General features: G+C 56.0%; 24 protein-coding genes and 2 pseudogenes. 7 read left to right on the forward strand and 19 right to left on the reverse strand.

Annotated elements, in window-relative coordinates; all coding sequences use genetic code 11:
• Positions 1–40 precede the first annotated feature (40 nt).
• The 6 genes and pseudogenes from metN to proS all read left to right on the forward strand — a co-directional run bounded on the left by metN (position 41) and on the right by proS (position 5,617).
• Positions 41–1,072, forward strand: coding sequence for a methionine ABC transporter ATP-binding protein MetN (gene metN / locus SGP1_RS17670; RefSeq protein WP_011411857.1), 1,032 nt, complete (start codon positions 41–43; stop codon positions 1,070–1,072).
• Positions 1,065–1,718 (forward strand): methionine ABC transporter permease MetI, encoded by a 654-nt coding sequence (locus SGP1_RS17675; RefSeq protein ID WP_011411858.1) that lies wholly within the window; start codon positions 1,065–1,067, stop codon positions 1,716–1,718. Before metN ends, SGP1_RS17675 begins: the two co-directional genes overlap by 8 nt.
• 65 nt (positions 1,719–1,783) lie before the next feature.
• The gene (locus SGP1_RS17680) at positions 1,784–2,599 is read left to right on the forward strand and encodes a MetQ/NlpA family lipoprotein (RefSeq protein ID WP_011411859.1); all 816 of its coding nucleotides are present in this window, start codon (positions 1,784–1,786) and stop codon (positions 2,597–2,599) included.
• Positions 2,600–2,714: 115 nt separating this feature from the next.
• Positions 2,715–3,128, forward strand: a complete 414-nt coding sequence (gene rcsF / locus SGP1_RS17685; RefSeq protein WP_011411860.1) for an Rcs stress response system protein RcsF — start codon at positions 2,715–2,717, stop codon at positions 3,126–3,128.
• A pseudogene (tsaA, locus tag SGP1_RS17690) lies at positions 3,125–3,598 on the forward strand (tRNA (N6-threonylcarbamoyladenosine(37)-N6)-methyltransferase TrmO); the annotation flags it as partial. The gene rcsF and the pseudogene tsaA, both read left to right, overlap by 4 nt.
• Before the next feature lie 294 nt (positions 3,599–3,892).
• Positions 3,893–5,617 (forward strand): proline--tRNA ligase, encoded by a 1,725-nt coding sequence (gene proS, locus SGP1_RS17695; RefSeq protein ID WP_011411651.1) that lies wholly within the window; start codon positions 3,893–3,895, stop codon positions 5,615–5,617.
• Positions 5,618–5,941: 324 nt separating this feature from the next.
• On the opposite strand, the gene SGP1_RS17700 is transcribed toward proS, so the two are convergent.
• The 8 genes from SGP1_RS17700 to SGP1_RS17735 form a co-directional block, all read right to left on the reverse strand.
• Positions 5,942–6,139, reverse strand: a complete 198-nt coding sequence (locus SGP1_RS17700; RefSeq protein ID WP_041867162.1) for a hypothetical protein — start codon at positions 6,137–6,139, stop codon at positions 5,942–5,944.
• Between the two features lie 97 nt (positions 6,140–6,236).
• The gene (locus SGP1_RS17705; protein WP_148203569.1) at positions 6,237–6,956 is read right to left on the reverse strand and encodes a hypothetical protein; all 720 of its coding nucleotides are present in this window, start codon (positions 6,954–6,956) and stop codon (positions 6,237–6,239) included.
• A 4-nt stretch (positions 6,957–6,960) separates the two neighbouring features.
• The gene (locus SGP1_RS17710) at positions 6,961–7,602 is read right to left on the reverse strand and encodes a hypothetical protein (RefSeq protein ID WP_041867163.1); all 642 of its coding nucleotides are present in this window, start codon (positions 7,600–7,602) and stop codon (positions 6,961–6,963) included.
• On the reverse strand, positions 7,547–8,461 hold the full coding sequence (locus SGP1_RS17715; RefSeq protein ID WP_011411653.1) for a hypothetical protein: 915 nt from the start codon (positions 8,459–8,461) through the stop codon (positions 7,547–7,549). Before SGP1_RS17715 ends, SGP1_RS17710 begins: the two co-directional genes overlap by 56 nt.
• Positions 8,462–8,511: 50 nt before the next feature.
• Positions 8,512–8,838, reverse strand: coding sequence for a hypothetical protein (locus SGP1_RS17720; RefSeq protein ID WP_041867164.1), 327 nt, complete (start codon positions 8,836–8,838; stop codon positions 8,512–8,514).
• A complete protein-coding gene (locus SGP1_RS17725) occupies positions 8,813–9,841 on the reverse strand; it encodes a hypothetical protein (protein ID WP_011411654.1) in 1,029 nt (342 codons plus the stop codon). Before SGP1_RS17725 ends, SGP1_RS17720 begins: the two co-directional genes overlap by 26 nt.
• Before the next feature lie 912 nt (positions 9,842–10,753).
• Positions 10,754–11,173 carry a copper resistance protein NlpE N-terminal domain-containing protein gene (locus SGP1_RS17730; protein WP_148203570.1) on the reverse strand — a complete coding sequence of 140 codons (420 nt, stop codon included), beginning with the start codon at positions 11,171–11,173 and terminating at the stop codon, positions 10,754–10,756.
• A gap of 197 nt (positions 11,174–11,370) precedes the next feature.
• A complete protein-coding gene (locus tag SGP1_RS17735) occupies positions 11,371–11,907 on the reverse strand; it encodes a YaeQ family protein (protein ID WP_011411655.1) in 537 nt (178 codons plus the stop codon).
• 246 nt (positions 11,908–12,153) lie between these two features.
• Here SGP1_RS17735 and rof point away from each other — a divergent pair, with 246 nt between their 5' ends.
• Positions 12,154–12,414, forward strand: coding sequence for a Rho-binding antiterminator (rof, locus tag SGP1_RS17740; RefSeq protein WP_011411656.1), 261 nt, complete (start codon positions 12,154–12,156; stop codon positions 12,412–12,414).
• A 36-nt stretch (positions 12,415–12,450) separates the two neighbouring features.
• Here rof and tilS read toward each other — a convergent pair whose 3' ends face one another.
• The 11 genes and pseudogenes from tilS to skp form a co-directional block, all read right to left on the reverse strand.
• On the reverse strand, positions 12,451–14,079 hold the full coding sequence (gene tilS / locus SGP1_RS17745; RefSeq protein ID WP_011411657.1) for a tRNA lysidine(34) synthetase TilS: 1,629 nt from the start codon (positions 14,077–14,079) through the stop codon (positions 12,451–12,453).
• On the reverse strand, positions 14,069–14,359 hold the full coding sequence (locus SGP1_RS17750) for a VOC family protein (protein ID WP_041867166.1): 291 nt from the start codon (positions 14,357–14,359) through the stop codon (positions 14,069–14,071). The genes tilS and SGP1_RS17750 overlap by 11 nt, the downstream gene beginning before the upstream one ends.
• A 135-nt stretch (positions 14,360–14,494) precedes the next feature.
• A pseudogene (locus tag SGP1_RS17755) lies at positions 14,495–16,401 on the reverse strand (Orn/Lys/Arg decarboxylase N-terminal domain-containing protein).
• Positions 16,402–16,583: 182 nt separating this feature from the next.
• A complete protein-coding gene (accA, locus tag SGP1_RS17760) occupies positions 16,584–17,543 on the reverse strand; it encodes an acetyl-CoA carboxylase carboxyl transferase subunit alpha (RefSeq protein ID WP_011411658.1) in 960 nt (319 codons plus the stop codon).
• Positions 17,544–17,555: 12 nt separating this feature from the next.
• Entirely contained in the window at positions 17,556–21,038 is a 3,483-nt protein-coding gene (gene dnaE / locus SGP1_RS17765; protein WP_011411659.1) for a DNA polymerase III subunit alpha, read from the reverse strand.
• Positions 21,039–21,096: 58 nt separating this feature from the next.
• Positions 21,097–21,693, reverse strand: a complete 597-nt coding sequence (rnhB, locus tag SGP1_RS17770; RefSeq protein ID WP_011411660.1) for a ribonuclease HII — start codon at positions 21,691–21,693, stop codon at positions 21,097–21,099.
• A 23-nt stretch (positions 21,694–21,716) separates the two neighbouring features.
• A complete protein-coding gene (gene lpxB, locus SGP1_RS17775; protein ID WP_011411661.1) occupies positions 21,717–22,865 on the reverse strand; it encodes a lipid-A-disaccharide synthase in 1,149 nt (382 codons plus the stop codon).
• Positions 22,866–22,867: 2 nt separating this feature from the next.
• Positions 22,868–23,656, reverse strand: coding sequence for an acyl-ACP--UDP-N-acetylglucosamine O-acyltransferase (gene lpxA / locus SGP1_RS17780; protein WP_011411662.1), 789 nt, complete (start codon positions 23,654–23,656; stop codon positions 22,868–22,870).
• A 4-nt stretch (positions 23,657–23,660) separates the two neighbouring features.
• Positions 23,661–24,116, reverse strand: a complete 456-nt coding sequence (fabZ, locus tag SGP1_RS17785) for a 3-hydroxyacyl-ACP dehydratase FabZ (RefSeq protein ID WP_011411663.1) — start codon at positions 24,114–24,116, stop codon at positions 23,661–23,663.
• Between the two features lie 149 nt (positions 24,117–24,265).
• Positions 24,266–25,288 (reverse strand): UDP-3-O-(3-hydroxymyristoyl)glucosamine N-acyltransferase, encoded by a 1,023-nt coding sequence (lpxD, locus tag SGP1_RS17790; protein WP_011411664.1) that lies wholly within the window; start codon positions 25,286–25,288, stop codon positions 24,266–24,268.
• 3 nt (positions 25,289–25,291) lie between these two features.
• Positions 25,292–25,789, reverse strand: a complete 498-nt coding sequence (gene skp / locus SGP1_RS17795; RefSeq protein WP_011411665.1) for a molecular chaperone Skp — start codon at positions 25,787–25,789, stop codon at positions 25,292–25,294.
• Between the last annotated feature and the right edge of the window lie 13 nt (positions 25,790–25,802).

Below are 25,802 nucleotides of genomic sequence, written 5' to 3' on the forward strand. Positions count from 1 at the left end.
TTTATACGTTCGCGACACGGCCTATATATAAAAATTAAGCATGATCACACTTTCTCACATCACTAAGCAATTCACGCTGGGCGCGCAGACGATTACCGCGCTGTCAGATGTCAGCCTTCATGTGTCCGCCGGGCAGATTTACGGCGTCATCGGGGCGTCCGGCGCAGGGAAAAGCACGCTGATACGCTGCGTTAATCTGCTGGAGCGGCCCACATCCGGGACGGTGGTGGTCAATAGTATCGATTTGACGAATCTGCCCGAGCGGAAATTGATCGACGCACGTCGTCAGATTGGCATGATCTTCCAGCATTTCAACTTACTCTCCTCGCGCACGGTGGCCGGTAATGTCGCGCTGCCGTTGGAATTAGATAACCTGCCCAAAAGCGCTATCGCCCGACGGGTCACTGAACTGCTGGCGCTGGCGGGGCTGGAGGATAAAGCAGATAGCTACCCGGCAAATCTTTCGGGTGGCCAGAAGCAACGGGTCGCCATCGCGCGTGCGTTGGCCAGTAATCCCAAAGTGCTGCTGTGCGATGAAGCCACCAGCGCGCTGGACCCCGCTACCACCCACTCTATTCTGGCGTTATTGAAAGACATCAACCAGCGCCTAGGCCTGACCATACTGCTAATCACCCATGAAATGGATGTCGTAAAACGCATTTGCGATCAGGTCGCGGTAATCAGTCAAGGAGAGCTCATCGAACAGGATACGGTAAGCGAAATGTTCTCCCATCCGAAGACGCCGCTGGCCCAGGCCTTCATCCGTTCCACGCTGCATTTGGATATTCCGCAGGACTATCAGCAGCGCATGCATCGCCAGCGTGCGCCTGGCCGCATTCCCATTTTGCAGTTGGAATTTACCGGTCTGTCGGTGGATGCGCCGCTTTTGTCGGAAACCGCGCGCCGTTTTAACGTCAACAACAACATCATCAGCGCCCAGATGGATTACGCGGGGGGCGTGAAATTCGGCATCATGTTAACGGAAATGGACGGGGATGAAGCGGACACCGCTTCGGCCATCGCCTATCTGCAGCAACATCAGGTAAAAGTAGAGGTGCTGGGTTATGTCTGATGGAATGATTGCCCTATTGTCTCGAGGAGTTTGGGAAACTCTGATGATGACATTTGTCTCGGGCTTTTTTGGTTTCGTCATCGGCTTGCCCATTGGCGTGCTGCTTTACGTCAGCCGGCCCGGCCAGATTGTCGATAACGCCAAACTGTACCGGCTGGCATCGGCGCTGGTGAACGTATTTCGTTCAGTGCCGTTCATTATTTTGCTGGTTTGGATGATTCCTTTCACCCGTATCATAGTGGGTACTTCAATCGGCCTTAAGGCCGCCATTGTACCATTGACGATAGGCGCTGCCCCTTTTATCGCCCGTATGGTCGAAAACGCGCTGCTGGAAATCCCCTCCGGTCTGGTAGAAGCATCCCGAGCCATGGGCGCTACGCCACTCCAGATTATTCGCAAGGTACTGCTGCCGGAAGCGCTGCCGGGACTGATTAATGCCGCGACCATCACGCTCATTACGTTGGTGGGGTATTCCGCCATGGGGGGAGCAGTAGGCGCCGGTGGGCTGGGGCAAATCGGCATTCAGTACGGCTATATCGGTTATAACGCCACCGTGATGAATACCGTATTAGTATTGTTGGTGGTTCTGGTCTATTTAATACAACTCGGTGGTGATCGTCTTGTCTCCGCCGTTACCCATAAATAATGCGACCCGTCCCAGCGTCGATGTAACGGCGCATGGACACTACATCTCACTGTGAGGAAAGGGATATGTCTTTCAATGTAAAAACCCTGGCAAAGGTGGCGGCATTGGTAACCGCGATGGCGCTGGCCGGCTGCGGACAGGATGAAAAAGATCCGAACCATATCAAAGTTGGCGTGATCAACGGCGCGGAACAACAGGTCGCCGAAACCGCACGGAAAGTTGCCAAAGAGAAATACGGCCTGGATGTGGAGCTGGTCACTTTTAACGATTACGTCTTGCCGAATGAAGCGCTGAGCAAGGGCGATATCGATGTAAACGCTTTCCAGCATAAACCTTACCTAGATCAGCAGATCAAAGATCGTGGCTATAAACTCGCAGCCGTAGGCAATACCTTTGTTTATCCCATCGCCGGCTACTCCAAACAAATCAAATCGCTGGACGAACTCAAACCCGGCGCCCAAATCGCGCTGCCTAATGATCCGACCAATCTGGGCCGTTCGCTGCTGCTGTGGCAAAAAGTTGGGCTGATTGGTCTGAAACCGGGCGTGGGGCTGCTGCCAACCGTACTGGATGTGACCGACAATCCGAAAAACCTGAAGCTGGTGGAGCTTGAAGCCCCGCAGTTGCCGCGCTCGCTGGACGATCAGCAGATCGCCTTGGCGATTATCAATACCACCTACGCCAGCCAGATTGGCCTGACGCCGACCAAAGACGGTCTGTTCGTCGAGGATAAAGACTCGCCTTATGTCAATCTGATCGTGGCGCGGGAAGATAACAAAAACGCCGAAAACGTGAAGAAATTCGTACAGGCCTATCAGTCCGATGAAGTAAACGAAGCCGCCAACAAAATTTTTAACGGCGGCGCAGTCAAAGGCTGGTAATTGTTAATAACAGTTTTTCAAGGTGTTTTAATCAGACGGGCTACGGCCCGTCTTGTTATTTCTGCCGTAGATTGCTTCAATAGCAGCCGTTATAACAATAATTAGAGGAAAAATGATGCGCGCATTACCTGTTTCGCTGTTCCTTCTCTCGCTGACGGGATGCTACGGGCTACACCACGCACCTTCCGCTCCCCAAAGCGGCCCCAAAAACCCGTCCAAAGACACTACCACCGCCGTGCATAAAACCGCCCCGCGCAGCGCGCCGCTGCCGGCCAAGTTGTATAAAAATCCCGAAGAGCTGGTAGGCAAACCGTTCCGCGATTTGGGCGAAGTCTATGGCTCTACCTGCAAAGTCAGCCTGCAGGATCCGCCGCCGAGCATCAGCACCGCCCGCCGCAATATGCAGACCCGCGCCGCCGCGATGAAAGGCAATGGCGTCTTGCTGCATCAGTGCCAGATCGTGAACGCCGTCGCCGGCTGCTATCAACAGGCCATCTGCCAGGGGACCGCGCTCAGCGTGTCGCAATGACTCAAGCTTTTGGCTTTCAGCAAATAGGCGTCATTCGCTCGTCCTATAAAGAAAAATTCGCCGTGCCGCGCCAGCCGGGGCTGGTGGCGGATGGCACCGGCGAGTTACATCTATTGCCGCCCTATAATCAAGCAGAAGCGGTGCGCGGCCTGGCGGATTTCAGCCATATTTGGCTACTGTTTGTTTTTCATCAAACCTCAGCGGGCGGCTGGCGGCCGACGGTCAGGCCCCCGCGGCTTAGCGGCAATAGCCGGCTGGGGGTTTTTGCTACCCGATTGCCTTTTCGCCCTAATCCAATCGGGATGTCGCTGGTGGCGCTGGAAGGCGTTACGTTGTGCGGCGCCGACGTCATTTTACGTCTCGGCAGTCTGGATCTGGTGGACGGCACGCCGGTGGTGGATATCAAACCCTATCTGCCCTATGCCGAAAGCCGGCCCGATGCCCGCGCGAGCTTTGCCCAGGAGGCGCCTGCCGACGCGAGATTACGCCGCGGCGCTGCTGGATTTTAATGTCAGTTGGCACATGAGCGGGAACACGGCTGAAGTTATAGCCATCGATGCTGCCTCAGACGCCATAACTGGCGCCGCCGGCCCAAATCGCAGTCCCGAGGCCGACGACGCCGGCAGCGCCTCCGGGTAATGCGTTAAATTTCCCGCCGGTCCTTTTGGCCGTCGGCGGGCCCTGGTAGACTATAGCACTTTCGATATTTTTGCTGCCTGCCGGCAGCCTCCGGCATTGAGCCGCTTTTGTGGAACTTAACTAACATGCGTACTAGCCAATATCTGCTCTCCACCCTCAAGGAAGTCCCCGCTGACGCGGAAGTGGTCAGCCATCAGCTGATGCTGCGCGCCGGGATGATTCGTAAACTGGCGTCCGGCCTTTACAGCTGGCTGCCCACCGGTTTGCGCGTGCTGCGTAAAGTAGAAAATATCGTGCGCGAGGAGATGGACAACGCCGGCGCGATTGAAGTGTCCATGCCGGTGGTGCAGCCGGCAGATCTGTGGCAAGAAAGCGGACGCTGGGTACAATACGGTCCGGAGCTGCTGCGGTTTACCGACCGCGGCGCGCGCGCCTTCGTGCTGGGTCCGACACATGAAGAGGTGATAACCGACCTTATACGTAACGAGGTCAGTTCCTATAAGCAACTGCCGCTGAACTTCTATCAGATCCAAACCAAATTCCGTGACGAAGTGCGCCCGCGTTTCGGCGTTATGCGCTCGCGGGAGTTTGTGATGAAAGACGCTTATTCTTTCCACACCAGCCAGGCTTCGCTGCAGGCGACCTATGACGCCATGTACCAGGCTTATAGCGCTATTTTTACCCGTATGGGCCTGGAATTCCGCGCGGTGCAGGCAGATACCGGTTCCATCGGCGGCAGCGCATCACATGAGTTTCAGGTACTGGCCGGCAGCGGTGAGGACGATATCGTGTTCTCAACGGCATCAGATTACGCCGCCAATATTGAACTGGCGGAAGCGGTCGCCCCTGCCGCCGCGCGCGCCGCGCCGGGCGAAGACATGCGGCTGGTGAATACCCCTGACGCCCGCACCATCGCCGAGCTGGTGGCGCAATTTTCGTTGCCGGTGGAAAAAACCGTCAAGACGCTGCTGGTTCGTGCGCGCGAAGACGCCGGACATCCGCTGGTGGCGCTGATGGTCCGCGGCGATCATCATCTTAACGACGTCAAGGCCGAGAAGCTGCCGCAGGTTGCCGCCCCGCTAACGTTCGCCAGCGAAGAGGAAATCCGTCTCGCGGTGGGCGCTGGCCCCGGTTCACTTGGACCGGTCAATCTGCCGCTGCCGCTGGTCATTGACCGCAGCGTGGCGGTGATGAGCGACTTCGCCGCCGGCGCCAATGCCGAGGGTAAACATTTCTTTGGGATTAACTGGGAACGGGATTTGCCACTGCCGCAGGTAGCCGACCTGCGCAAGGTTGTCGAGGGCGATATCAGTCCGGACGGTAACGGTACACTGCAAATCAAGCGCGGCATTGAAGTGGGCCATATTTTCCAGTTGGGCACCAAATATTCAGAAGCGATGAAAGCCACCGTTCAGGGAGAAGATGGCCGTAACCAAACGCTGACCATGGGCTGTTATGGTATCGGCATTACCCGCGTGGTGGTGGCCGCTATCGAACAAAACCACGACGACCGGGGCATTCTGTGGCCGGAAACCCTGGCGCCCTTCAATGTCGCGATTTTGCCCATGAACATGCATAAATCCTTCCGGGTGAAAGAGGTAGCGGAAGACCTCTACCAGCAGTTGCAGGCACGCGGTATTGACGTTCTGCTCGACGACCGCAAAGAGCGTCCGGGCGTCATGTTTGCCGATATGGAACTCATCGGCGTACCGCATCAGCTGGTGATTGGCGATCGCAATCTGGACACGGAAGAAATCGAGTACAAAAACCGGCGCAGCGGTGAGAAACGGATGATTAAACTCAGCGCTATCGTTGACTTTCTGGTAAGCGAAATCGCTACGGCGAAATAAAACGAGACACTACGCGCTTCACTCATGCGCCGTCCACGGTCGTGGACGGCGCGTTCTATTCTGGCGCGCACGTCTCATCATCCATCAATACCACATTCGCCGTTAATCGGCTGCGTAGCAAGCAGTCCGGGTCAACATAGATCAGATTTTCATCAACCGAGTCGACCGGTAGTACCGCGCGCACCTGCTTTTTACCAACTTTGAGGCACGCGGTATAGTCGTTTATTTCCTGGCGATGTAGCGGGCCAATTTCCCGTTACTGTGGTAGCCCCACTGCGGCAGGCGCCGCTGCATGATGATCATCCGCGTGCCATTTTCCAGTATCTAGATAATCACTAGCGGCACCGTCAAAAGAGCGCTTCCCCATTGGGGCAGTAATATGGCCGGCGCATCATCATTCATCAAGGCCCACTGGAAAGTAAAATCATAGGTGGCGTTGGCATCAATATAGATAAGATTCTCTTTTTCGCCATCGCCGGGGATGATACGCGTACCGTCCTGCTTGCCGGCCTGAACGGGCACCCCAGGCAAATCATTAAGCGCTTGCGCTACCTTGCGCGGCCACGCGCGTTTTTTCGACGTTAACCTCCCCGCTCAACACCCGATAGGAAAGATCCTGTTACTGCAGAAAACCTTTGTTGAACAACCCTAATTGCTGGGCGCCAATGATATTATCCTTCTCCCCCAACTTGTTATTAAATTGATGATTGTTCCCGCCGGCAAAATGATTGTCGCCCAAACTTAATAACATATGGTAATGATTCTCTGGCGTATAGCAGACCACCAATTTTCCCGGTTCCAGATCCCTCAACGCCATGCTGTGGGTGACGAGCTGAATATCCAGCAGGACATCTTCAAGCTTATGCTGTGAAAGCAGACCGCCGTTCGATAGATTGACGAGGTGCGCCATGGTTTCCTGCACCGCGGCGGATTGCTGAGGCGATAGCCGGTTGGCATGGACCAATATATTTAGCGCATACTCACAGGCGCTTTGAGGTAATGTTGAACGGTGTAATAACTCTTTCGCCACCTGTAGCAATGAACGCGCCGGTGGTTTCACTCCAAGCGTGTGTTTAACGATACGGAAGCCATATTTCGCACCGCGCGGGTAGAGCAAGTTATTTCGGAACTCCCCTAACTGCTCCATTAATAATACCCGTTTTTCTTCACCGAGATGGGCGGCGATCTTCATATTATTCATGCCGGCGAACCGGCCGTTGCCCAAACTGACCATCCAATGGCGGAATTGATGATCATCCTCGCGCATGAAAATCATCAGCCTGCCAGGCTCCGTACGCAACATATCGCTGTAGCTGTGTACCGGGATAGCAGGACTCATCAGCTTACGTAGCGTATGGTGTGCGTTTTGATACACATAAAAAAACCGCGTTGATGGATTCCCGTTGTTCCTGTGAAGCAATGTTATAAAAGATATAGAGCATAAAATCATAATTGGACGCACAGCTGTGATTATCTATCATAAAATTACGAATAACGTGACTTAACCGTTTTTGCAGCACCAGCGGAGTAGACGTTGACGGTGAAACGGCATACTTTATGCCATCGATGTCATTATAATCTGCAATCGCGCTGACCTCAGGAGGTTTTATTAACCAAGTCTCTTCGACCTCGTCCACCACCTCCCGCTGATAAGATAATGCCGCGTCAACGCTTGTAAACATTTGGTAGCGAATCGACGTTGTGTTATCGGCTTGATGGAAGGCCGCCAGCCACTGCTGCTCCGACTGAATGGAGGGCTGCGAGATTGTCGGTATATCAAGAAAAGCCAATTTTTCCATAGCCGGGTCCAATATATACCGGACGCCCTCCCTCTCCGCCACCAGCAGGTAATGGTGCATTTCCTGGTAATCTGCCGACTCCAACCAGTAAAACAGTACCCGACATTCGATAGACTTGAAGGCATTAGCGTTAGCGAAGGCTTGGGCCGCGGCCAGCCGCTCGCTTTGATCTCCCCGGCGCGCCAAATGCAGGCAATAGCGGCTGCATTTGATTTGATAACGGTAACGGCCGGTAATCTTCCACCATCAGTTGCACCCGTCGCCCATCGGCAAGCAGCAGGTTATCCCCAACGAAGGTAAACTCGTCCAGCGTTACCGTTCCCCAGGCATCTTGCAACGCACGCTTGCCGTTAATCGGCGCCAATTGATAACCGCCAAACAGGCCGTCGCCTAGGCTGATGAGCATTATTTCGGCCCGTTCGCCGGCATGGCCGAATACGGCCAGTTCATAGCCGCGCGGCACCATTTTTAAAGCCTGACGCCCGGTAATCACCACCAGTTCTCGGAAAAAACGGCGCATGTTGCCCAGCAAGTGTAAAGACTGATACCGATGAAAATTAATGTGGCCGGTAATTTGATTTATACGCAACATGGCCTCGGCGCTGCTGAACCCGAACTGGCTCAAGTTATGCTTGCCCTCTTTGATCAAACTTTCAACGAGGATAATCGCCCGACCGCGCGCGTCGGTTTTGATAAAGGTTTCCTCCACCGAGGCAAGAGAAAGACGAGAGTGTCCGGCCTTAAGCACATCGTGCAGCGTAAGATAACTATTGAATAACACCTGGCTGCCGCGGCTGCCCGCCGCGCGCATCACTTGATAGCCATCTGCTGCCCCGCCCAGTGCGGTAAAAATTAGCCCCATTAGTGCGTTCGTCCAGGCGCGTTTTTTCAGCGCTACGTCATCGGCCGTAAGCGCGGTGTGTGTATACAAGCCGCAGCTGATGGCGCCCACGCCTATATTCGCCAGTATAAACGAGGCGCAGACGGCGGCTGAACCGCCGCTGAAAAATAACGCCAATAGCGTCAGCGCCAGACCACCATACATCAGAACCTGCTGAGCGGTATGGTGCGGATCAGCCGCGGTGTCGGGTACGGTTACTGATAATGTCCCGGGCGCTGCATTTGCGCATAATCGTGCAGATACTCGCTCATTTTATGGTGGTCGAGCTTTTTTAGCGCCCGCCAAATATCTTGGCTTTCGCTAAAGGAGAGCGGTGGCAGAATTCGACACGTTTGCAGATCCACCATAGCGGCGAGCGACAAGTCGGCCACCTTTAGCTTCTGACGCGACGACAGATGACCATGAATAAATGAACACAACGCCACCGACGTATCATCAGGGGTCCATAAATAGATTTTGCCGTTGGATAGCGAAATTAGCATGCCGCCGGCGGATTCAATCAGCGCAACAATGCCTGGCACACAGATGCTCTCTCCTCCCTGATGCAGCGCTACCAGTTGCTCCGTTATCTCTATTATCCATCCATCTTCTCGCTAACGTCGCCACCGCGGTTTGCTCTTTCTCCTCCAGTAGCGGCAGTAATGCACAGGCCAACCGGTTTTTCACTATAGTAAAATAGGCATTTTCAATCTCACTATCATTGGTCACTTCATGTAACTGCGTTTGTAATTCCTGGTGCAGATTGAAAAAAGCCTCTTTGGCTAACTGGGCAATGCGCGCAAGAAACTCCGGTTTCATCACGCCGCGATTATCGGTCAAAAGCAGTGCCTGGATACGCGGGGTACGGTCAGAGACGACCAGCTTTCGCCTCACAACGCACAGCGCATCGCCGGTCAAGACGTCCCGTAGGGGGGGGAATTCTTTGCGGTCTTGGATTTCAAAAAATTTGCCCGGTGCCGTCTCAACCAGAAACGTCACGCTAAGCTCTACCGCCAGGTCACGCTTGTCGATGAACGCTTCCCGGGGGAAATATTTCTCCAATTTTTTATTTAGCAGCTCATGCAGGTACTCTTGATGCCGTGCACCAGGAGGGTCTTTACCCTCCTGGGACAGGCCGTACATATGCAACCAAGGTTCCCTCTCGGCCAGCATCGCGCGCTGTTTCTGCAGCGGCGTGGGTGCTTCCCGCTGTTCTTTAACGTCTGCCGGCAAGGCTAATACGTTGGTTTTTGACAGCGCCAGTACGTCAGCGTGCTGCGTTTTGAACGCCGCAAATTGACGTTTTCTGATGCTAAGCTGCCGCCAGTAATCCTGTTGTTCAGGACGAAGCGCACACGCGGGCGCCATGTTGACATCGATGGCGCGCCGGCGCCGTGCCAGGGGTTGCGTCTCTTTTTCCGCGCCCGGGGTTTGCCTTGCCGTGGACTCACCCGCCCCCGATACTGCACCCTGCTCTGCTGCAGATGGGATGACTCGCGCAACCTGCAGAGCGAGCGAGGGCCGGTAACCTAGGGGTCTGTACAAGCAGCAGCGTCGCGGTAGATACAGGTAACAACGCCGATGGCTTCCCGGCTGACGTCATGCGTCGACGCCCTTTCGCGGCCAAGGCAACGGATATCGGTAGCCACAGTCCACTCCGCTTGGTACAAAAATAACGCAACGGGAGCCGGCTTCTGGCGGCGTTAACCACGCCAGGATGGTTTTACCCCCGCAGAAATCTGGTCGGCGCTTAAGCAATATTTCCCTGGCGATGGTATAATGGCCAGGTCTGCAATTATTTGCCCGGTCTATCGCAGGACGAAAATAATGAAAAGGCGTTAATTTATCAGCAAACCCTTTATCGTAAATAAGCAACATGCTATTAATCCTCCCTAACTGTTGAAATATAATTTTAGGATGCACCGTTTCATTGGCTATGAATACACCCGCTCGAAAATATTATCCCCACGTAATAAACACGCAATAACGTTGATAAAAAAATTAGTAGGCATTGACCAACATTAAAGATTACGATTGTCATGAACATCAATTGATTAAGCCTGAAAGCTTGAGAATATGAAGATAACAAATGCTTAATGGTGGCGAAATAAATTACGTCAACTCGTTGAAGAACAATAGCGCTACTCCAGGAAAATTTATTGCTCGAATTGGCAAACCCCAATCGCAGCCGATAATCAATAGACGAAGATGAAATTATAATCCCGTGCTTACCCCTGCAGCGCGGGAAGTTAACGCAACGCTACCGCTGACGGGTTGCTGGCTTAAAACCGTCGGGATATCCGGGTGGGGTTATAGCGCTGTCATCTGTCGCACGATGTTCACTTGCATGCCTCCCGACAGATGACGGCAGTCAGCCGCACCGCGGTGCCTTCGCAGGTCAGCGGCTTAACTTAAAGAGTGCGGCTATCGCGGTTCGCCCATGCGTGGGGCGCTGCGTCAGGTCATTACCCGATCGCGCGGCGGCAGGAGTAGAAAACGGCAGCCGGCGGAGGGAATCATCACGCCGTTATCGTCCAATATTTCCAGCGAATTGCCCACCGGCCGGAAAAAACGCTTTTTGCCGGTCGCGTTTTCTACCAGAGTTAATTTGTCGGCGGTACGCGCCCATTGCCCCGCGCTGGATTGCACGCGACCGACGCGGGTGCCGGTGCTGTAAAGCTGTTGCATGATGAAGGTGCCGTTTTCAGCGAGAAATAATGAGGTTTCTATTTCCTCGCGGTTCTCGCCCGGCAGCGTTCCTAGATAATACTGCTGAATGGGCGTAAAGGCCCCCTCACCCGCCGGCGGCGCGATATGGCAGCTGGGCAATATGCTGCCGCTCAGCATAATGACTAAAATCAATATCAATCTTTTCACCCGGTTCTCTCCTTTTATCTTCTGGTTAGCGAGAGGGTGGTTGATGATTTTATTACATTCAAACTCAATAAAAGTTCTATTAATTATCAGTAAAAAAAGCAATAAAGAATTTTCCAGATTATTCCTAATCAATGCGCCGGCAATCCCAATTCGCTTCCGCGCGAGTAATCGCCGCCGCACCAGTGCTGATACGTACGTTATTGCCACACCTCGAAGGCAAGCTCCACCTGTTGGTCGCCATGGGATAGCCAGATGAACCCGTCCTGTAGCATTGCCTGTAGCACCATAGTGCGCTGTGCCAGACTCGCCAGCGCGTTAAGCTGCTCATCGTCGATAAAGCGTACCGACAAATTGGACTGCGCGGACAACAGCGGCTGGTTTTGCTGCCACCAAACGTGGGCAGCGCGCGCATTATAGGCGTACAACACCACCTTACGGGCCTGGTGGCAAGCCTTACGTAAGCGTTTCTCGTCCGGCAGGCCCAGTTCAATCCACACTTCGGCTTCGCCATGATCATTTCGCCACCACAGCGCCGGTTCATCTTCCGCACTCAGCCCGCGGGTGAATTCAAGACGCTCATGCGCGTGGCATATCCATGCCAGCAGCCGCAACATCATGCGCTGCGGGGCTTCCGAGGGGTGTTGCGCCAATACCAGATTGGCTTCAGAATAATAATTGTGGTCCATATCGGCAATATTGACCGTAGCTTTGTGGATGGTAGCTTTCAGCGCCATTATGATTTCCCTTTATTGTTGATGACGGCAGTGTACTCGACTTCGCTGGTTGGCGACCAGCAGCGCCGGTTTCCGGGCCATAGGCCCGTGAATCCACCGCCTTTTCTTAAAGGATTGGGAGCGCTCTGTGCTATAGTCGTTTAAGTAATAACTGTTGATTGTGTGTGGGATTGCCGGCAAAGCGCGGTCTATCCTTCCTCAGGGAACATGCGGCATTTACCGCCCAATAAATGTAGGTGAGCGCTTATGACTATGAATGAAGAATATCAGCCCATTAACTGTGATGATTACGATAATCTTGAGCTCGCATGTACGCGCCATTGGGTATTAAACCTTACGCTCCGTAATGGGGAAACAGTGACCGGCGCGGCACGCGAAATGCTGTCGAGAAAGCGCGTTGAGTATCTGGTTATCGATCAGGCAGGCGTCAGCCAGGACATCCGGCTGGATCATATTGCCAGTTTCACCCATCCCGAACTGGGTACCGTGGTGGTCAGCGCAGAATAATTCCCTCTCCCTCACGCGGGCTGCGCCAGCAGCCCGCTAATGACTCCCGCTCTCCTCGTCTGATAACACGCCGTTCTGACCGCCGCCCTCTGGCGCGGCGGCCATCGCGCCATTACTGTCCGGCCGCCAAAAAAGCTGCCATTGCGCGTGATGCTCACGCACCGCGCCTTCCCAGGTCACGAAGACGCCCAGCGCCGTAATGAGTTGGTCATTATAAAACAGCAACGGCGTGCTGCTGCGCCGCCACGGCGGGATATCCAGCTCTTGCCAGATTTTTTTCAACGTTCGGCCGCGGCGCCGCCCCACAATATACAACAGGCCATGCACGGGGCCGAAACGCACCGACACCTGTTCGCCGGACAAAGGTGCGCGCACAACGGCCAGCGGCGCCGCTGTGCTGCCGGCATAGCTGGCGCTGGGGGAATAGTTAGCGCTAGCGTCGGCATTGGCGTCGGTATTAGCGGCATGGTCAGCGTCTGAGGCGCAACTTGCACTGCCGTCCTGCCGTTCCTCTAAACCGCCGCCTCCCGTCACCGCCGCGATGAATGGTTTCCCCGGTACCGCGCTACCGGCGTCAACCGGGCGTCGATAGAGGTTCCCCAGACCGGCGGGCAACGCAAGACGTTCACTTTCCCTCGGCCAGGGGAAGACAGCCTCGCCGTCCGTAAGCGGCGGCAAACGCGGCACGACATAAAGACGATCGCGAAAGCGCCTTACGAGCCGGCCGTCGAGTTTCAGTTGTGCAACGGCGTCGCGCCGGCTGAGTGCCACTTCCTGCCACAGGCGCGCCAGTTGCGCCCGTGCAGGCATTCTTACGCCGAGGCTGGCCAGCCAGCGGCGTAACAAGGCCGCGCGCTTGCTTTCGCTCATCGTCGCTAGCGCCGTCAAGCGTAACGACTCGTCTGGTGCGATAACATCTGCCAATGTTTCCGCCAGCAGTTCATCGAGAAGCTGTTCCTGCTCGGCGCAAAGCTGCGCGCTACGCGCTACGGCGTTGGCAAATTGCGGCCAGCGCTGCCGCAAAGGTGGCAGGATGCGTAGGCGCAAAAAATTGCGATCGAACCGCAGATCGGTATTGCTGTCGTCCTCAGTCCAGTGAAGCCCGCGCGCCTGGGCATACGCTTCTAGCTCCCCCCGACTGAAGTCCAGCAATGGCCGCACCAGGCGGTGGCCTAAATACGGCGCATCCACCGCCATTGACGCCAAACCGGCCGGCCCGCTGCCGCGTTTCAAAGCCAACAGCAGCGTTTCCGCCTGATCGTCCTGATGCTGGGCGGTAATCAGCACCTCATCCTGTGTCAGCGCCGCCGCCAGAGCCCCATAACGCGCGCCGCGCGCCGCCGCCTCGATACCCTCCGACGTCGCGTCGACGACGACATGTACCACAGTAAAGGCGACGTCGCGCCGACGACATTCCTGCGCGCAGTGCGCGGCCCACTCATCTGCGTGGCGGCTCAAGGCGTGATGGACATGAACCGCCCGCAGCGTCTGCGCGCCGTCACCGCCGGAGAGGCCGTCGCCATCGCGTAACGCGGCGAGGGCATCCAGCAATACCGTGGAATCCAGACCGCCGCTGAACGCCAGCAGCAGGGCGCGGTAAGGCGCGACACGGGCGGCGACGTGACGGCGCAGCACCTGCACTCGCTCATAGGCATCAGGCTTCATACAGCTCCAGCGGTAATTGATAGGGATCGGTAAAGAAAGTAAATTTTTTGCCGGTCAGCGGATCGACCCGTGCCGGCGCGCCGGGAAAGGAGAACAACTCGATGAGGTATTGCCCGTGTAGCGCCAAATACCGCTTGGCGCGGTAGTGCTCGCCGATGAGCGTAAACCCCAGGATCTGACAATAGAAAGTTTTACTGCGCGCATAATCGCTGGCGATAATGGCGATAATGGCGATAATGGCGATAATGGCGATATGGTGCATCCACTGTAGGCTAATCATGTGTTAAGGTTCCCGTCTTTCATCTGCTTGCTGGCGAAAACTGCCCGCCCGGCCGCGCAGTCGTTCCCGCGGCCGGCTTTCCCGCCTTTGTATCAATTTAAGCGCGCGCCGTACAGGCCCGGCCTGCCATCATCCCTAAGCCGTTTCCCGGCTGGCGGTTTCTTTCAGCAACCACACCCGGTACTGCCCATCATCGGTCAGTTCAGCACCGTGGATATCGGTTTCAAAACCCGGATAATGCTGGCCGAGTTTCCACGTTGCCGCGCACCTGCTGTTGAAACGCGGCGTAGGGCGTCATTTTCATTTCGGGCAGCACCGCGAAGGCATTGAGCATCAACTGCGGCAGATGATGCTGACGAATTAATTGGTGAATGCCCTGCGCCAAATCCTGTATGCGCATATGACGATAGAAATCAGGATCTTCCGCGTACAGATCCGGCAGCATATTGCGCACCCGGGGAGGTTGAGATCGTAGGCGCGCTTGAACTCGGTCAGACCGCGCAACAGGCTCATCGCCTTGGTTTTATCAATACCGATACTGAACAGGAATAAGTAAATTGTATGGCCCGGTTTTCTCGACCACTACGCCGCACTCGTCGAGAAATTTAGCCACCAGCGAGGCCGGGATCCCCTCCGGCGCCATGTCGCCGGCCAGCAGACCGCGTATTCAATAATCTCGGGTTGCCAGATATCGAAAAACCAACCCTCCGACTCCTGACGTAAACACTGGACCTCCTTACGAAAATGCAGCGCACGCTCAATGGAGCGTTGGATAAGCCAGCGCCCCAGTTTGCCGCGCACCATCGCCGCCGCCATTTCGATGGAGGCGACAATGCCGTAATGGGGCGAAGTAGTGGTGTGCATCATGTACGCTTCGTTAAAGGTGCGTTCATCATAATCACTCTTAATATGGACAACTGAGGCCTGTGAAAAGGCAGCCAGCAACTTGTGCGTCTATTGTGTCTCGAAAATGACTTTATCGGGGGTCCGCTCTCCGCTCATGCCGCTTTTGTCGCGATAGATGGGATGAAAATTGGTGTACGGCACCTAGGCGGAGTCGAAATGGATTGACGGCACGGCCAGCGTTTGTTTGATGTATTGCGTGTTATACAGCAGGCCATCATAGGTCGAGTTGGTAATCACTGCATGCACAGGCCAGCTGGCCTGCAGAGTAGCTGCCACTTTCTCCGTGATACTTGAGCGGCTGAACTGGCGCTCGGAATACCGCCGAGGATGCCGTAGGCGTTGCGGCTCGGCGTCAGGTAAATCGGCACGACATCGCTCATCATCAGCAGATGGACCAGCGACTTGTGTCAGTTGCGATCGATAAGCACCGTACTGCCGGCGGGGCTGGCGTACATTCCTACGATTTTGTTGGAGGTAGAGGTGCCATTGGTCACCATGTAACTTTGTTCCGCGTCAAAGGTACGGGCAATATACTCCTCCTCCAGATGAGGTCCGGTATGGTCTAGAAGCGATCCCAGCTCGGTCACGGAAATCGATACATCCACCTTTAGCGTATTGCCGCCAAAGAAGTCATAAAACAGGCTACCCACCGGGCTTTTTTGATAGGCGGTACCGGCCATATGGCCCGGGGTACAGAAGGTATATTTTCCCTCTTCGACATAATGGAACAGCGCCTTGGTCAGCGGCGGCATGATGGCGTCTATATATTCGGCGGTATATTGTCGGATACGCTGGCTGATATCGGCGGCGGCGTTTAAACCGTACTCGAAAAAATACAGCGCCATGCGCATTTCATTAGCGCTCACGTCCAGCACCGAGTGGGTGCTAATAAACGCATACAGCGGCAGGTATTCGTTGATCTCATTAATCGCCAGGCAAAGATCCATGCCATATTGTTCCCAGTCGAAAATAATCCCTGAGATGCGCGGGTTTTGCTCGAGTAAGGTCAATAAATCCTGGCTGCCGGTAGGATAGACGATGTCATAGCCCTGGTCTCTCAACGCCTGTGACAATTCCCGTACGGGTTCGGCTTTGTAAAATACCTGATCCGGCAAAAGTATCGCAATAATGTTCATTCAGCACATCCTTACAAAGGTCGCTCGCTTGTCTCGGCCTAACGATAAGCCTAGCCGGCATTGCGGCTTGCCGATCATTTGGCACCTTGCCGACCCAAAATAGCAAAACACCCCGCAGGCGCGAACATGCGGGGTGTGAGACATCACCGGCACCACCTGCGCCGGTGGCCGGCTCAGGTTATTCAGCAATAGCCGTAATTCATCAGACGGTGATAACGGCGGTTCAGCAACTCTTCCGTATTCAAACCATCAAGCTCGGACAAATCGTCCAGCAGCTGCGCTTTCAGCGAGGCGGCAATGGCCTGCACATCGCGATGGGCCCCCCCCAACGGCTCCGGCACGATACTGTCGATAAGCTCCAGCTCCTTTAAGCGCGAGGCGATAATGCCCATGGCTTCGGCGGCGATAGGGGCTTTATCCGCGCTTTTCCACAAAATGGACGCGCAGCCTTCTGGGGAAATAACCGAATAGGTACTGTATTGCAGCATATTGACTTTGTCGCCTACGCCAATCGCCAGCGCCCCGCCGGAGCCGCCCTCGCCGATTACGGTGCAAATCACCGGCACGCGCAGGCCCGACATTTCACGCAGGTTTTTCGCGATAGCTTCGGACTGGCCGCGCTCTTCAGCGCCGACCCCCGGGTAAGCCCCCGGTGTGTCGATGAAGGTGAACAGCGGCAGGTTGAAACGATCTGCCATCTCCATCAGCCGCAGCGCCTTGCGATAACCTTCCGGTGCCGGCATGCCGAAATTACGGCGGATTTTCTCTTTGGTTTCGCGCCCTTTCTGGTGGCCGATGATCATGACCGGCCGTGAATCCAGACGCGCGATGCCGCCGACGATGGCTTTATCGTCGGCATAGGCGCGATCGCCCGCCAGTTCGTCAAAATCGGTGAAGATATGGCGGACATAATCCAGCGTATAGGGACGCATAGGATGCCGCGCCAGCTGAGCGATTTGCCAGGCGCCCAGATCGGAGAATATTTTCCGCGTCAGCTCTACGCTTTTTTCACGCAGGCGCTGCACCTCTTCATCCAGATTAATATCTAATTTTTCGTCTTGGCGGCTGACTGCGGTCAGCGAGTCAATTTTCGCTTCCAGCTCTGCAATCGGCTGTTCAAAATCAAGAAAATTCAGACTCATAGTATTCCTATATTAGTCAAATTCCAGTTCCACCTGTTCATTTCCCACAAGTGTTCGCAAGTCATTCAGTAAACGGCCAGTCGGCGTCACCCGCCAGGTTGCCCCAAAGCGCAGCCGCGCGCGCGCATATTGCCGTTGATAATAAAGATGCACTGGAATCGTCCCCGATCGATGCGGTTCCAACGATAAACGGAGACGGTTGAGAAGCTGGTCATCAATTTGCCTGTCGGTCAGCGAGATAGCAAGCCCGCGCGCATATTTTTCACGTGCTTCACTAATATCCATCAGTTCACGGGCGGTCATCTTCAGGCCGCCGTTGAAATCATCGAAGCTAACCTGTCCTTGAGCGATAAGGATACGGTCTTTTTCCAGTAAATGCTGGTATTTTTCCAGCACATCCGTGAACAGCATCACGTCCAGACGGCCGGAACGATCGTCCAGCGTGCAAACGCCGATCCGGTTGCCCCGCTTGGTAACCATCACCCGCGCGGACAGCACCAACCCCACCGCAGTAACCATCTTGCCGCGATCGGTGGGGTGAATATCCTTCAGGCGCACCCCGCCGGCATAGCGTTCAATCTCGCGCAGATATTGGGTGATGGGGTGACCGGTCAAGTAGAGGCCGAGCGTTTCGCGCTCGCCGTCCAGCACCACCTGCTCCGGCCAGGGCGCCACGGTACTGTAGGACGCTTCCACCGCTGCCGGCTCCTCCGCCAGCACGCCAAACATATCGCCCTGACCAATGGCCTCGGCTTTGGCGTGCTGATCGGCGGCCTTGAGCGCGTCGCAGAGACTATTCATCAGCGCGGCGCGGTGCGGCCCGAGACGGTCGAAGGCGCCGGACATAATCAGCTTTTCCAGCACGCGGCGATTGAGTTTTTTAATATCGGTACGCGCACACAGATCGAACAATTCACGGAAGTGTCCGTCCTGGTTACGCGCCTCGATAATCGCCTCGATAGGCCCTTCCCCCACGCCTTTGATGGCGCCGATGCCGTAGACTATCTCGCCCTCTGGGTTGACATGAAAATGGTACTGGCCGCTGTTGATATCCGGCGGCAGAACCTTGAGGCCCATACGCAGGCATTCGTCAACCAGCCCCACCACCTTTTCGGTATTGTCCATATCGGCGGTCATCACCGCCGCCATGAACTCGGCGGGATAATGAGCCTTTAGCCACAGGGTTTGATACGACACCAGCGCATAGGCGGCGGAGTGGGATTTGTTAAAGCCGTAGCCGGCGAATTTCTCCACCAGATCGAAGATCTTCATCGACAGTTCGCCGTCAACGCCGATACTTTCCGCGCCGGCTTTAAACACCGAGCGCTGTTTGGCCATCTCCTCCGGTTTCTTTTTCCCCATCGCGCGGCGCAGCATATCCGCACCGCCCAGGGTATAGCCCGCCAGCACCTGGGCTATCTGCATGACCTGTTCCTGGTAGAGGATGATGCCATAAGTCGGCTCCAGCACGGGTTGCAGCGATGCGTGTTGCCACTCGATATCGGGATAGGAGATCGCTTCACGGCCGTGCTTGCGGTCGATAAAGTTATCGACCATCCCCGATTGCAGCGGTCCGGGCCGGAACAGAGCCACCAGCGCGATCATATCCTCGAAACAGTCCGGCTGCAGGCGTTTTATCAAATCCTTCATACCGCGCGATTCCAGCTGGAACACGGCAGTCGTTTCGGAGCGCTGTAGCATATCGAAGCTTTTCTTATCATCCAAGGGGATAGCAGCGATATCAATGGGCTCCAGACCCTGGCGTGCGCGCCGGGCGTTGATCATTTCCAGCGCCCAATTGATGATGGTCAGGGTACGCAGGCCGAGGAAGTCGAACTTCACCAGACCGGCGTATTCCACATCGTTCTTGTCGAACTGGGTCACCGGATGGTTGCCTTCGCCATCGCAGTAAAGCGGCGCAAAATCGGTAATCTTGGTCGGCGCGATCACCACACCCCCGGCATGTTTGCCAGCGTTGCGCGTGACCCCTTCGAGCTTGCGCGCCATATCAATCAGCGCTTTGACCTCTTCGTCGGCCTCGTAAATCGCCTGCAATTGCGGCTCGGCGACAAAGGCTTTTTCCAGCGTCATACCGGGGTCGGGAGGCACCAGCTTGGAGATGCGATCCACAAAGCCGTAAGGGTGCCCAAGCACCCGCCCGACGTCGCGGATCACCGCTTTGGCCGCCATGGTACCGAATGTGATAATCTGCGAAACCGCGTCGTCGCCGTAGGTTTCGGCCACGTGGTCAATTACCAGATCGCGCTTTTCCATGCAGAAGTCGACGTCGAAGTCCGGCATAGATACGCGTTCCGGATTCAGGAAACGTTCAAACAGCAGATCGAACGCCAGCGGGTCAAGATCGGTAATATTCAACGCATAGGCCACCAGCGAGCCCGCGCCGGATCCACGGCCCGGCCCGACCGGGACGCCGTTATCCTTCGACCACTGGATAAACTCCATAACGATCAGGAAGTAACCCGGGAATCCCATCTGGTTAATCACCTGCAATTCGATAGCCAGACGTTCATCATAGGCCGGCCGTTTTTCCCGCCGCATATCGGCATCGGGGAACAGGAATGCCAACCGCTCCTCCAACCCTTCGCGCGCGCATTTGACCAGATAATCTTCGGTGGACATCTCGCCGGTCGGGAATTGCGGCAGAAAATATTCCCCGAGGCGGATGGTGACGTTACAGCGTCGGGCGATTTCCACGCTGTTGGCCAGAGCTTCCGGCAGATCGGCGAACAGCTCGCACATCTCCTCTTCGCTGCGCATATACTGCTGCGGACTGTAATTCCGCGGCCGTTTGGCGTCATCCAGGGTAAAGCCGTTGTGAATCGCCACCCGGATTTCGTGGGCGTCAAAATCGTCCGGGCTGGTAAAGCGCACGTCATTGGTGGCCACGACCGGCAGACCCCGACGCGCCGCCAGCTCAACCGCAGCATGCAGGTAGCTTTCTTCATCCGCCCGGCCGGTGCGGATAAGTTCCAGATAATAGCGGTCCGGAAAATAGCGCTCGTAGAACGCCAGGCACTGTTCCACCTGCGGCATGTTGCCGCGCATCAGGAATTTGCCGACATCCCCTTTACGCGCCCCGGAGAGCAAAATCAGCCCTTCGTTATGCTCAATCAGCCAGTCGCGATCGATAACCGGCCCGGCCGCGCCGTATCCACGCTTGTAGGCATCGGAAATCAGCAGGGTCAAATGCTGGTAGCCCACATTATTGGCCGCCAGAATGGTCAATTCTGCCAGTTCGTCGCCCAGCATCCCGCTTTGTACAAAAAAATCCGCTCCGATAATCGGTTTGATGCCAGCGCCATGGGCGCTGCCGTAAAATTTAACAAGCCCGCATAAATTGGTGAAATCGGTAATGGCCAGTGCCGGCATATGCAGGGCCGCGGCTTTTTTTACCAACGGGCCGATTTTGACCAGCCCATCTATCATGGAGTAGTCACTATGTACGCGCAGATGAATAAAATGTGGTTCGGCCATGTGCATTACCCGTTAAGAGGTTTTGGCGCGACGCACGCGCCGCGCGACGGTGACAGGTTCATGCCAGCTCCAGCACCCGCCGGACTGGCGCAAAGCTTCGTCGATGATGCACGGTCGCGCCGTGAAGCGCCAGCTTTTCCAGATGGAAGGCGGTCGGGTACCCCTTATGCTGGGCGAAACCATATTCGGGGAACTGTAGATGCAACGCGGCCATCTCCCGGTCGCGGGTGACTTTGGCAATGATGGAAGCGGCGCTAATTTCGGCCACCCGGCTATCGCCTTTCACTATCGCTTGCGAAGGCATCGGTAACAGCGGGCAGCGATTACCGTCCACCAGCACAAAATCCGGTACCACCGCCAGAGCCGCGACCGCCCGCTGCATTGCCAACAGGGTAGCCTGGTAAATATTGATACTGTCGATCTCAGAGGCTTCGGCGCGTCCCACGCTCCAGGCCAGCGCGTAGCGGGTTATTTCCTCATACAGCGCCTCGCGCCGCTTTTCACTCAGCTTTTTCGAGTCCGCCAGCCCCAATACCGGCCGGGCGGGATCCAGGATCACGGCGGCGGTCACCACCGCCCCCACTAAAGGTCCGCGCCCCACTTCATCGACGCCGGCAATAAGCGTCGCCGCAGGATAGATAAAAGATTCCGTCATGGGTTTCACTACCTGCAAAAGAATTAACGGTTAATCAGCGCCAGCACCGCGCGCGCCGCCTGTTCGTCGGCGTTACAGCGAATTTGTTGGTGCAGTTGGCGAAACATAGCCAGCAACGCCGCGCGCTGGTCATCATCGTCAAGCAGCGGCTCCAGGGCCGCCGCCAGCGCCTCCGGCTGGCACGCCTCCTGCAACAGCTCTTTGACCAGTTCACGGCCAGCCAGCAGATTGGGCAGCGACACCCACGGCGTCTTCACCAACCGCCGCGCCAGCGCGAACGTCAAGGGCTTCATGCGATAGCCCACCACCATCGGGCACTTCGCCAGCATGCACTCAAGGGACGCGGTGCCGGAAGCCAGCAGGGCGGCATCGGCGGCGATCATGGCCTGGCGGGCCTGATTGTCCAAAAGCCGTACCGGCAACGCCGGCGCCACCGCCACCAAGATGTGCTCAAACTGCGCCCGCCGGGCCGGATTCACCAACGGTACGACAATCTCCAGCCCTGGAAAACACTCATACAACCGCTCGGCGGCGCGCAGAAAGTCCGCGCTCAGCATCGCCACCTCGCTTTGGCGGCTGCCCGGCAGCAGCGCCAGGCAGCGCGCCTCAGCGGCAATACCCAGAGCCTGGCGCGCGGCGGCTTTATCCGGATCGAGAGACATGGCGTCCGCCAGCGTATGGCCGATAAACTGACAGGGGACATTGTAGCAGTCGTAAAACGCCTTCTCGAACGGCAGAAAGGCCAGTACGTTATCGGTGGCGCGGCCGATTTTAAACACCCGCTTCTGCCGCCAGGCCCAGACGGAGGGGCTGACATAATGGATAGTGCGGATACCGCGCCGCTTAAGGCGGCCTTCCAGCGTAATCGTAAAATCCGGCGCATCAATACCGACAAAGACGTCGGGACGAAGCGCGGTAAAGCGGCGGGTCAGGTCGCGGCGAATACGCAGCAGCCGCGGCAGGCGCTCGACCACCTCCACGATGCCCATCACCGCCAGCTCTTCCATGTCATACCAGGCTTCCATCCCTTCCGCCTGCATACGCGGGCCTGCAACGCCGACGAAGCGAGCCTCCGGCAAATGGCCGCGCAGCGCGCGTATCAACCCGGCGCCGAGGATATCCCCCGACGTCTCGCCGGCCACCAGACCGATAGTGATGGGGCGTGCCGACATAATTAGCGGATAATACCGCGCTGGGAGCGTAACAGAAAGTCCAGGAAGGTATTAACCACCTGATGTTCCTGCGCCAGCGCTTGCAGCTCGGGCTTGGCTTCGTCGAGGGTTTTGCCGCTGCGGTAAATAATCTTGTAAGCGGCGCGTATCGCGTGCAGCGCGGCGTGATCGAAACCGCGTCGCTTCAGCCCTTCGATATTCAGGCCGAAAGGCGTGGCGTGATTACCCTGGGCAATAACAAAGGGCGGCACATCCTGGGCAACGCCGGAACAGCCGCCGACCATTACGTAGGCGCCGATGACGCAGAACTGATGTACCGCGGTCATACCGCCGATAATGGCGTAATCGTCGACCGCCACATGGCCGCCGAGCGTGGCGTTATTCGCCATAATGCAGTGGCTGCCTACCGTGCAGTCGTGGGCGACATGGGCATTCACCATCAGCAAATTGTCGCTACCGACCCGGGTGACTTCTCCGCCCTGTATCGTGCCACGATGAATGGTCACGCTTTCCCTGATCCGGTTACGGTGCCCGATTTCGACCCGCGTCGGCTCCCCGGCATATTTCAGATCCTGATTAACGTCGCCCAGTGAGGCGAACGGGTAAATCTGGTTATCTTCACCTATGCGGGTGATGCCGGTCACCACCACGTGGGACTCAAGCACCGTACGCGCACCGATTTCGACCTGCGGCCCGATAACGCAAAACGGGCCGACATGCACGTCGGCGTGGATGATAGCGCCGTCTTCCACAATAGCGCTGGGATGTATAAAGGCGGATTGATCAATCACGTATTCAGGCCTCCCGGCGACGAGCGCACATCATCGACGCTTCGCAAGCCACTTCGCCATCAACTTTGGCAACACCTTTGAAGCGCGCGACGCCGCGACGCTCTTTAATAAATTCAACTTCGAGGATCATCTGATCGCCCGGCTGTACCGGACGTTTAAAACGGGCTTCATCAATGGCAGCGAAATAATAGAGTTCCCCTGGGGCCAGCTTACCCGCGCTTTTAAACGCCAGAATGCCGGTCGCCTGTGCCATGGCTTCCAGAATCAGTACGCCGGGGAAAATCGGTTTGCCCGGGAAATGGCCCTGGAAAAAGGGTTCATTGAAGGAAACATTCTTTACCGCCCGCAGGAACTTCCCTTTCTCAAAATCCAGCACGCGGTCCACCAGCAAAAATGGAAAGCGGTGGGGCAAAAGTTCTAATATCTCTTCAATATGCAGAGTATGAGTGTCAGTAGTCAAAATACTCTTCCTGTCTATAAAAACGTGGCATTAACAACACGGCCTGCTTTAATCCCGGCAGGACAAAACAAGCAGGCAGCGAATATAATAATGGCTCGCCGGGCAACGGTGCCGTGACGCGCGTTATCCTCTATAAGGGGCGGGAGCGATTAGTTTTTTGCTAATTTTCGCTCGATAGCTTTCATCCGCTTGCTCATATCGCTGATATTCATGACTAATGCGGCGGTCTTCCGCCACTCTTTATTCGGCTGCAGCGGGATCCCGGATGAGTAAACGCCGGGTTCGGTTATCGGGCGCATTACCATGCCCATGCCGGTTACCGTGACTTTATCGCAGATAGCCATATGACCATTGATGACGCTCGCGCCGCCAATCATGCAATAGCGGCCAATGGTCAGGCTGCCCGCCATGATAACACCGCCGGCGACCGCGGTATTGTCACCAATAACCACGTTATGTGCAATCTGGCACTGATTATCAATAATCACGCCGTTGCCGATGCGGGTATCGTCCAGCGCGCCGCGATCGATGGTGGTGCAAGCGCCGATTTCAACCCGATCGCCAATGATAACGCGGCCCAGCTGCGGTATTTTGATCCAGTTGCCGCGATCGTTGGCATAGCCGAAACCGTCTGCACCGATCACGGTGCCGGATTGAATCAGACAACGCTCGCCGATGGAAATATCGTGATACACGGTGACGTTGGCCCATAAGCGCGTGCCGGCGCCAATACGGGTATTTTTACCGACAAAACAACCAGGGCCGATTATCACGTCATCCCCGAGCACGACGCCAGATTCGATCACGGCGTTAGCGCCCACCGCCACCCGCTGTCCCAAGGTTGCATCCGGCGCAATGACAGCCCCGGCGCCGATATCCTCGGCGGGTTTTGGCGTGATGTCCATCAACTGCGCCATACGAGCGTAAGTCAGGTAAGGGTTTCTGACCACCAGCGCGGCGCCGGTGAAGAAAGGCAGACTGTCGGCGGTGAGCACCACCGCGGACGCCTGACAGGAAGAGAGTTTTTCACGAAAGCGGCTGTCCGAGAGAAACGTAATCTGGCCCGCTTGCGCGCTGCCCATGGAGGCAATGCCGGTGATGACAATATCGCCATCACCGTGCAATTGTGCATCCAACTGCTGTGCTAAATCAGCCAGTCGAATTGAAGACATGACTTATTTAACCTGCTTCAGAACGTCAGCGGTAATGTCTTTAGCGTTGGTGGCATAAGCCACGGAGTTAGCATCGATCACTACGTCATAGCCTTCTTTGGTGGCTACACTCTTCACCGCGTCCTGAATGCGGCTCAGAATCTTGTTACGTTCTTCCGTCTGGCGACGACGGTTGTCCTGATCAAACGCTTGCGCCTTGATGGAGAAGGTTTCGCGCTGCGCCATCACCAATTTCTCCAGTGAGCTGCGCTCGCTGGCTTTCATGGTGGAACCATCACGCTGCAAACGCTGCATCTTGGTCTGTAGGTCACGTTCCATGGACTGAAGTTCGGTGGCGCGGCCCTTAAATTCGTTTTCGAGCTGTTTAGCAACCACGGCCCGCTGCGGCGACTGCTGGAAAATGCTGGAGACGTTAACCACAGCGATTTTATCGGCAGCTTGCGCGACGGTGGAGGTGGCGAGTGCTAAACCCAGGCCCGTGGCATATAACCACTTTTTCACTATAAACTCCTTA

Origin of the sequence: Sodalis glossinidius str. 'morsitans' (genome assembly GCF_000010085.1) — a bacterium.
In the GTDB taxonomy this organism is placed as follows: domain Bacteria; phylum Pseudomonadota; class Gammaproteobacteria; order Enterobacterales; family Enterobacteriaceae; genus Sodalis; species Sodalis glossinidius.